This window comes from Nostoc sp. 2RC (assembly GCF_014222165.1).
Taxonomy (GTDB): Bacteria; Cyanobacteriota; Cyanobacteriia; order Cyanobacteriales; family Nostocaceae; genus Nostoc; species Nostoc linckia.
The window spans coordinates 1-8,559 of record NZ_JACKZU010000352.1 but is presented as its reverse complement, the minus strand read 5'-3'; the positions used below and the strand labels follow the sequence as shown (position 1 = coordinate 8,559).

The window sequence follows — 8,559 nt, the reverse complement described above, 5'->3', positions numbered from 1 at the left end:
TAAAATATTTTTATCAATTTAAAAGCAGGATATTTATTTTTAACAAAAAGATTAAGTTAGATTTTGCAACTGTATATCTGTGTTGATTGAAACATTACTTTAAACAAGAAAATCAAAATGCGATCGCTGTGTTTGATTCTATCTCTACTCTGGTATGATTATTATTGGAATACTATTACTATTTCCAAAATAAACACTGTTTAAACGATAAATTATATAACGAATATTTGTTTGGCTCAATCGATTTCGACGTTTAAGTAAGGATTATGAGTTGTACACTGATTTATGGTGGGCGATCGCTACATGAAGCATCCGCTATTCGAGATTACTTTTTGACAAATCTCATACCAATTTGAAAAAAGAACGAGACACACGTATCGTAGAGACGCAAACCTTTGCGTCCCTACAGATTTTTGATGTGTTGCACAGAATTTTTGAATTGATATCACTCCAGACGCTGCAAAGCGTTGCCTAAGCGAACTTTGCCAAGGTTGATGCTTTAATCTTCATCAAGTGCTGGAAATGCTTCCTCAAATTGCCACAATCTGTCTTTATTTTCCACGAACCAAATACGAGTTTCTGGAGTTAATTTACTCCAAACGTCTTCAACAGGAACATGAGGAGATGCATATTGGTACTGCTGACCAAGTAATTTCAAATTATCCGCTACATCTCTGGGAATTCCGAATTCTTCCCAGTTAATTTTAACATTTCTTCCTGAAACTCCTGCTGTGGGATCGAAAATCAATTGTGCAGATCTGACTAAATCAGCAAAGTGTTTCGGTTTGAGTTTGGTGATTTCTTGAAGAAGTGATTCGTTGTGTTCTGGAGACATTTTACTAGCAGTGGTGAAGAGTTTTAGTGTATTAAATCAGTCAATGGTTCAACAGCTTTTCACTTGGAAATCCTAAAACTTTCCGCGAATAACTGTTGTTCATTTTTCCATTGCAACTGATTTTTGAACTTACTGCCAGAGATTTTTATCCCAATGTTTCTAGTTTAGCGCCGAGTCGCCAACTTAATTATGACTAAGATTATTCAACTAAAACTGTAACAGCAGCGATGGCAATCAACATTTCGTCATTTTCATCGTTGAATTCGGGAATCGCTCGTCCTTGAACTATCATCCCCCCAGATTCCACTGTCAGAGTTTTTTGACCAAATGGTAGTACGGCTAGTACTTCCTCTTGTCTAACTTTTTCTGGGTATGGTACTGCTACTTGCACTTCCACAATCATTTCATTGGGATGACTCAAACCAGCGACTTCCCAAACACCAGGTAAAGCATTATGAGCGATGGCATTGCGTACTGCCCTAGATGCTGCTACCGTTGGTTCTTGTCCATGCTGATCTACTCCCATCCCCATTTCAATTATCAATCGTTTACGTACCATTACAACCTCCGGCAAATTTTTCACCTTGCATCAAACAAGGGCAGGCATATTATTAGGAGTAGAGGGGAGAATCATAATACCAATTCAAAATTCACGCATTCAGAAAACTAAATATCACAAGGGTTTGAACTTATGTATTTGTGGCATTCTTTTTTAAAATTGGTATAAGTCTTTACGCCTTGCAGCGAAAACTTCTTCAGATCTATTCAACAGTTAACAGTCAATAGTCACTACTCCCCACACTCCCTGAACCAAAAAATACTTATAACATATGCAATAATTTACTTAGACGCTCTGAGTAACTTTTCATTACTTTGATGGCGAACATTGGTGTTTCCTGAACGGCAAACAAAAATGCTTTTTCATCAAGAAAAGCAAGTTTACAATCTGTTTTAGCAATAGCAGTGTAAGTTCTATTTTTTACTCCTACAAGGATACCCACACCAAAAACTTCACCTTGTTCAATGGTTTCTACAACTTTACCATTGACTGATATGTCTACTTCTCCTTCGACAATGCCATACATCATATCACCAGTGTGTCCTTCTTCAAAGATGACTTCCCCTAGTGAAAATACTTTAGGATTGGCTTGTTTTTGAAATATACCAACTGTGACTACAGGACTTAGCATTAGAGCAACACCAAAATTTTTTTGTTTTTGAATGAAGCCTTCAGATAGGCATCATGAGAATCCAGAAAAGTATACTGTTTTCTGTTATTTAACTATAATTTCCGTAATATCTCTGGTTGGTTAAGGAATAATTAACGAAACTAGAATTATTTATGTAGCTCTACTTATAACCTATGGAAAAACAACCAATACAAGTAATTGGAGGTGGATTAGCTGGGACAGAAGCAGCTTGGCAAATAGCCCAAGCTGGAGTGCCGGTGATTTTATATGAAATGCGTCCAAAGCGCTTTAGCCCTGCTCACCACACAGAACATCTGGCAGAATTAGTGTGTAGTAACTCCTTTGGGGCAATGGCAAGCGATCGCGCCGCCGGATTGTTGCACGAAGAATTACGTCAGCTTGGTTCTATTGTCATTCAAAAAGCTGATGAACACGCCGTTCCTGCTGGTGGGGCGCTAGCTGTAGACAGGGGACAATTTGGGCAAGACTTAACTCAAACTCTATCGAATCATCCTTTAATAGAATTCCGTCGGGGTGAAGTCCAAGCTATTCCTGAAGGAATTGTGGTTTTGGCAACCGGGCCTTTAACCAGTCCTGATTTGGCAGAAGATTTGCGCCGCTTTACAGGCATGGAATACCTGAGCTTTTTTGATGCAGCTAGCCCGATTATCGTGGGAGATTCCATTAACCGTGACATTGCCTTTATGGCATCGCGTTATGACAAAGGTGAAGCAGCTTATCTCAACTGCCCAATGAATAAAGAACAGTATTTGAAGTTTCGAGAAGAACTCTGCAAAGCCGAACAAACAGAACTCAAGGATTTTGAACGGGAAACAGCGAAATTTTTTGAAGCCTGTCTGCCCATTGAAGAACTAGCACAGCGGGGAGAAGACACTATGCGCTATGGCCCGCTTAAACCAGTGGGTTTATCAGATAGTCGCACCGCCGAACGTCCCTATGCTGTGGTGCAGTTACGGCAAGAAGATAAAGCCGGACAACTTTGGAACATGGTAGGATTCCAAACAAATTTGCGTTGGGGCGAACAAAAACGCATCTTTGCGCTCATTCCTGGTTTAGAAAAAGCCGAGTTTGTGCGCCTGGGAGTGATGCACCGCAATACCTTTATAAATGCTCCTCAGTTGATGCATCCCACTCTGCAATTTAAAACACGTCCGACTTTGTTGGCAGCTGGACAGTTAATTGGTACAGAGGGCTACACCGCCGCCGCCGCTGGTGGTTGCTTGGCGGGAATTAATGCAGCGCGGCTAGCTTTGGGTAAACAACCGTTGACTGTACCACCCACAACAATGATGGGGGCGCTATTTGAATTTATTAGTTCTGCTTCCCCCAAACATTTCCAACCAATGCCGCCCAACTTTGGAATTTTTCCGGAACTAGGTGTGAAAATCAAAAATAAACAAGAGCGTTATGGACGTTATCGCGATCGCTCTTTGGCTGATTTAGCAAGTTGGAAGGCTAATGGTGTTGATTGTTGACGGTTCACAGTTAACAGTAGACTTCTAAGAGAAGTGGGGAAAAGGGCAAATAAAAACCCTTTTCCCTTTAACCTTTTCCCTTTCCCCCCTATGAGCAAAAGTTACTTTTGCAAGAGGTCTAGTCAACACTCAACAATAGCAATGAATATTTTTTTACTTTATACCTGTATTAAGTAATTATACGGTAAGATTGCTGCAAACCTTGAATCAGAGGGATATTCTATGCGATCGCAGCACAACTTGTTTGTAGTATGCTCGCTATCTGTCGCAACCAGCATTGCATATTTTGACAAAAATAGACCAGTATACCAATTTACAGCTAAATTAGGGCATAATATCAGCCATCCATCCCCAATACCAATAAAATGAAAATTTTATTGCCCATTGCCCTAACCCTTTTCTCTACTGTGCAATCAGGTTTTTTTCTCTATATAATATTTAAATAAGTAAAAACCGCAGTTTTTTGTTCTCAGAAAGTGCAACTTCACGAAATCTTTAACTTATTAAAAGTATTTTTACGGTTATTTAAGTATTTTTAACCAGAAATTAATTCCTTTTTTGATTGTAATATGCGAGTATTACATGGAGCGAATCCATTCGCTTCATCAAACCCAAAAGGTATATATTATGGCGACTATTGCTGGTACTCCCAACAACGATTTTTTGTCGGGCACTGTTGGAGACGATCAAATTTTTGGTGTTGGGGGTAATGATAATATCTCTGGTGGTCAGGGAAATGACCTCATTGATGGTGGACAAGGTAATGACACGCTGTTTGGTAATGCTGGCAACGATACATTTCGGGCTAGTCAAGGGAATGACAGCATTGATGGCGGTGATGGTATTGATGTAGCAGACTATAGTTACTTGAATAAAAGCATCACACTGTCAGGTGTGGGCACAATTACCAAGTCTGGTGGATTTGGTACAGACCAAGTATTTAAGGTAGAAACAGTTATTGCTGATGCCGATGTTGCAAACAACACCATAGATGCATCTGGTTCTTTACCTGGAGTATCTGCTACTGCTGACCTAGAAAATCAAATTATCTCTGCCAATAACGTTCCTGGTTTGGGGACATTAACATTTAATGTGGTCAACTTTGACAATGTTATCGGCACAAATGTTGCTGACAGCATTAAAGGTGATGGACAAGCTAACCAATTATTTGGTAAAGCTGGCAATGACACCATTGATGGTAGAGGTGGTAATGACTTAATTGATGGTGGAGACGGTAATGACGACCTCGCGGGTGGTGCAGGCAATGACACCTTTAAAGGTGGCCAGGGCAATGACAGCATCAATGGTGGCGATGGGATTGATACCGCAGATTACAGCAAGCTGGGTAAAACCATCACTCTCTCAGGAGTGGGGACAATTACAAAAGCTGGCGCACTGGGACAAGACCAAGTATTTAAAGTAGAAACAGTTATTGCTGATGCTAGTGTTGCCAACAACACCATAGATGCATCTGGTTCTTTACCTGGAGTATCTGCTACTGCCGATTTGCAAGCCCAAACTATCTCTGCCAATAACGTTCCTGGTTTAGGGACACTAACATTTAATGTCATCAACTTTGATAATGTTATCGGCACAAATGTCGCTGACAGCATTAAAGGCGATGGACAAGCTAACCAATTATTTGGCAACGCAGGCAATGACACCATTGATGGTAGAGGTGGTAACGACCTCATTGATGGTGGAAGCGGTAGTGACGACCTCACGGGTGGTACTGGCAATGACACCTTCAAAGGCGGCCAGGGTAACGACAGTATAGATGGTGGTGATGGTACTGACATCGTAGACTACGGCAACTTAGGCCAAAGCATTACCCTCTCTGGTGTAGGCACAGTTACAAAAGCTGGCGGACTTGGTACAGACCAAGTATTTAAAGTCGAAAAGGTTATTGCTGATGCTAATGTTGCCGACAACACCATAGATGCTTCTGGTTCTTTACCTGGAGTATCCATCAACGTTAACCTGCAAGCCCAAAGTATCTCTGCCAATAACGTTCCTGGTTTGGGGACATTAACATTTAATGTAGTTAACTTTGATAATATCATCGGTACAAATGCTAGTGACATCATTGCTGGCGATAACCAAAGTAACCAATTGTTCGGTAATGGTGGCAATGACATATTTAAGGCTACTCGTGGTAACGACAGTATAGATGGTGGCGATGGTATTGATACCGCAGACTACAGCAAGCTAGGTAAAACCATTACCCTCTCAGGTGTGGGTACAATTACCAAAGCTGGTGGATTTGGTACAGACCAAGTATTTAAAGTCGAAACAGTTATTGCTGATGCTAGTGTTGCCAATAACACCATAGATGCATCTGCATCTTTACCTGGAGTATCCGCCACTGCTGACTTAGAAGCCCAAACTATCTCTGCCAATAACGTTCCTGGTTTAGGAACATTAACATTTAATGTCATCAACTTTGACAATGTTAGAGGCACAAATATTGCTGACAGCATTAAAGGCGATGAACAAGCTAACCAATTGCTTGGTAATGCAGGCAATGACACCATCGATGGTAGAGGTGGTGACGACTTCATTGATGGTGGAAACGGTAATGATAAGTTAACAGGTGGTGCAGGCGATGACACCTTCAAGGGCAGTCAAGGTAATGACAGTATTGATGGTGGCGATGGTATTGATACCGCAGATTACAGTAAGCTAGGTAAAAGCATTACTCTCTCTGGTGTAGGCACAATTACCAAAGCCGGGGGATTCGGACAAGACGAACTCTTTAAAGTCGAAACCATTGTTGCTAGTGCTAGCGTTGCTAATAACACCATAGATGCATCTGCATCTTTACCTGGGGTATCTATCACTGTTGACCTGCAAAATCAAAGTTTGGCTGCTAATAACGTTCCTGGTTTAGGGACATTGCCATTTACTGTCATCAACTTTGACAATGTTAGAGGCACAAACGCTAATGACAGCATTGCTGGCGATGGACAAAATAACCAATTGTTCGGCAATGATGGCAATGACACCATCTCCGGTGGCCTTGGTAATGACACTCTCTCTGGTGGTAAAGGTAACGACAGTCTCATAGGTGGCTTTGGTGCAGATAAGTTTTTGTTTGCCAGCATCAATGACGGTCTTGACACCATCAAAGATTACAACTTTGGTCAGAGTGATAAAATCCAAATTTCTAAAGTAGGATTTGGTACTAATAGCCTTGCTGGCTTTAGCTACGATTCTTCTAGCGGTAATTTGTCTTTCCAGGGAACTCAATTCGCGTTCCTAGAAAATCTCTCATCGAATATCAGTATTGAGTTGGTCTAAAAACTGATATCGTTGGTGAGGCGATCGCAAGTTCAAGCTTTTTGTTGTAGAAGTACTAGTTATAGCAGTCCTAAATCATTTGTGAAATCTTACTGTCCAGGCTGTTGTTAGCCATCACGAATACTTTTCACAACTCAAATAGGCTTACTATAGTACTTTATCAATATAAAATCGAGAATTATACAAACATAAGTAATAGTGTTTGTATTCCAAAATAAAATTTGTGTTGCAAAAAAAGATGTTTGGCTAGAAAGTATGAATTATCTCAACTTTCATCACCGAAATTTCAAAATTTTTTGCAACACAATTACTTATACACATTAAGCAATAACTACGATTTTACCTCATTACGAGCTATTACCTCTTGCCTGCCTATACAGATCAGTTCATTAATCAAATCAGAATACTATGGTTTATCAACCTTCTATTTGCTGTAGCTTTTGATTTTACATAAAACTTCAATATTTGTACTATCTACTGTAAGATAAATTCATTAGTAAAAATCATAATTTTGTGTATATTAAAAAATAACTCTAAGTTAGAGACAGTAAGCTATTATGCTTGGAAATTGCACAGTTACTTATGCTATTCGCTGACAGTTAACTGTCAATAGTTAACAGCAGCTTATTGTTTTGTTCATTTTAATATCAAAAATTGAGGAGTAAACTTGGTGGCAGTTAAGTTAAATCAATTATTCAAGTTTTCAGTCAAATATTTACCAACAATTACAGCTTTAATAACGATTTTTTCTCTACCAGTTAAAGCAGCTACATTTTTAGTTACAGAACGCGCTACTTTTGGTGGTAATGACGAAGTTGATTGGCTGAGTTTAGGTAAAGTATTCAATCCCGTCAGTCCTGATTTTTCTACTTTTTTACCTAACTCCTTTTCAGCAACATCGAAAGGTGGTTTAGGGTTGGATGTAGATATAGCTCCAACCAATAATCCTTTGATTACCAAACCATTTGTTTTTCAAACCTCACCTTTTCCTGGTATTCGGACTAACTTCGCCAACGGTGACTATGTTCTCTTCGGAGGTATAGATGTAACAGGTTTTGGGCCTAATCCTCCTTTTCCCACCGATGGTAACGGCGGGCCTTTCACCATTACTTTTTACAAGCCTGTTTTTTGTGCTGGGGCTCAGATAGCTGTAGACGATCGCTTTACATTCGATGCATTCGTCTCGGCTTATGATATTAACAATAATCTTTTAGGTACTTTCTCGGCTCAAGGCACTTCCTCACTGCTATTGGATAATTCCGCCCTTTTCTTAGGCATTCGTAGTGATGAGGCAAACATCTCACGACTCGTTTTTAGTAGTTCTTTTCCCCAACAAGGTTTAGCTATTAATCAGGTCAGCATTATTGGAGTCCCCGAACCAACTTATACCTTGGCAATATTAATTTTTGGTGTCTCCGGTGGTGTTTTGAAACTACGCAAACTGTTGAAATAGCTTTCATTTACAGCAGTTTTGGTGGTATTTACACCAGCCGTAACAACAATAGACATCTCCAATAATTAATTCTGCATTCCCCGAAATCTTTGGTAGAGGCGTACGGCTGTTCGCCCTTAGCATTCCCATAGGTTACAGCCGTACTGCAAGGCAAAGCCTACACCCTTACATCATTTATGGAGATGTCTGATACATAATTCAGTAGTCAATAGTTCCAAAATCCATAGTCAAACATAGACAGACGTAGGAAATTTGGCTTTAAGCAACAGCACTTTTAGCGCAAAC

At 40.0% G+C, this 8,559-nt stretch carries 6 protein-coding genes; 3 read left to right on the top strand and 3 right to left on the bottom strand.

Annotated features, from left to right (window positions below):
* Positions 1 to 499: 499 nt before the first annotated feature.
* The 3 genes from GNE10_RS28080 to GNE10_RS28070 form a co-directional block, all read right to left on the bottom strand.
* Positions 500 to 835: a hypothetical protein gene (locus GNE10_RS28080; RefSeq protein WP_185568880.1), complete on the bottom strand. Its 336-nt coding sequence runs from the start codon at positions 833 to 835 to the stop codon at positions 500 to 502.
* A 199-nt stretch (positions 836 to 1,034) separates the two neighbouring features.
* Complete coding sequence (locus GNE10_RS28075) at positions 1,035 to 1,394, bottom strand: Lin0512 family protein (protein ID WP_185568878.1); 360 nt, start codon at positions 1,392 to 1,394, stop codon at positions 1,035 to 1,037.
* 262 nt (positions 1,395 to 1,656) lie between these two features.
* A complete protein-coding gene (locus GNE10_RS28070) occupies positions 1,657 to 2,025 on the bottom strand; it encodes a cyclic nucleotide-binding domain-containing protein (RefSeq protein WP_185568875.1) in 369 nt (122 codons plus the stop codon).
* A 173-nt stretch (positions 2,026 to 2,198) separates the two neighbouring features.
* Here GNE10_RS28070 and trmFO point away from each other — a divergent pair, with 173 nt between their 5' ends.
* From trmFO to GNE10_RS28055, 3 genes are all read left to right on the top strand, one after another.
* Positions 2,199 to 3,521 (top strand): FADH(2)-oxidizing methylenetetrahydrofolate--tRNA-(uracil(54)-C(5))-methyltransferase TrmFO, encoded by a 1,323-nt coding sequence (gene trmFO, locus GNE10_RS28065; protein WP_185568873.1) that lies wholly within the window; start codon positions 2,199 to 2,201, stop codon positions 3,519 to 3,521.
* Positions 3,522 to 4,148: 627 nt separating this feature from the next.
* A complete protein-coding gene (locus GNE10_RS28060; protein WP_221643021.1) occupies positions 4,149 to 6,821 on the top strand; it encodes a calcium-binding protein in 2,673 nt (890 codons plus the stop codon).
* A gap of 670 nt (positions 6,822 to 7,491) precedes the next feature.
* Positions 7,492 to 8,274 (top strand): hypothetical protein, encoded by a 783-nt coding sequence (locus tag GNE10_RS28055; protein WP_185568870.1) that lies wholly within the window; start codon positions 7,492 to 7,494, stop codon positions 8,272 to 8,274.
* Positions 8,275 to 8,559: the final 285 nt, after the last annotated feature.

Coding starts and splice junctions, on each gene's coding strand:
- GNE10_RS28080 (WP_185568880.1), bottom strand. CDS start 835: ATGTCTCCAGAACACAACGAATCACTTCTTCAAGAAATCACCAAACTC.
- GNE10_RS28075 (WP_185568878.1), bottom strand. CDS start 1,394: ATGGTACGTAAACGATTGATAATTGAAATGGGGATGGGAGTAGATCAG.
- GNE10_RS28070 (WP_185568875.1), bottom strand. CDS start 2,025: ATGCTAAGTCCTGTAGTCACAGTTGGTATATTTCAAAAACAAGCCAAT.
- trmFO (WP_185568873.1), top strand. CDS start 2,199: ATGGAAAAACAACCAATACAAGTAATTGGAGGTGGATTAGCTGGGACA.
- GNE10_RS28060 (WP_221643021.1), top strand. CDS start 4,149: ATGGCGACTATTGCTGGTACTCCCAACAACGATTTTTTGTCGGGCACT.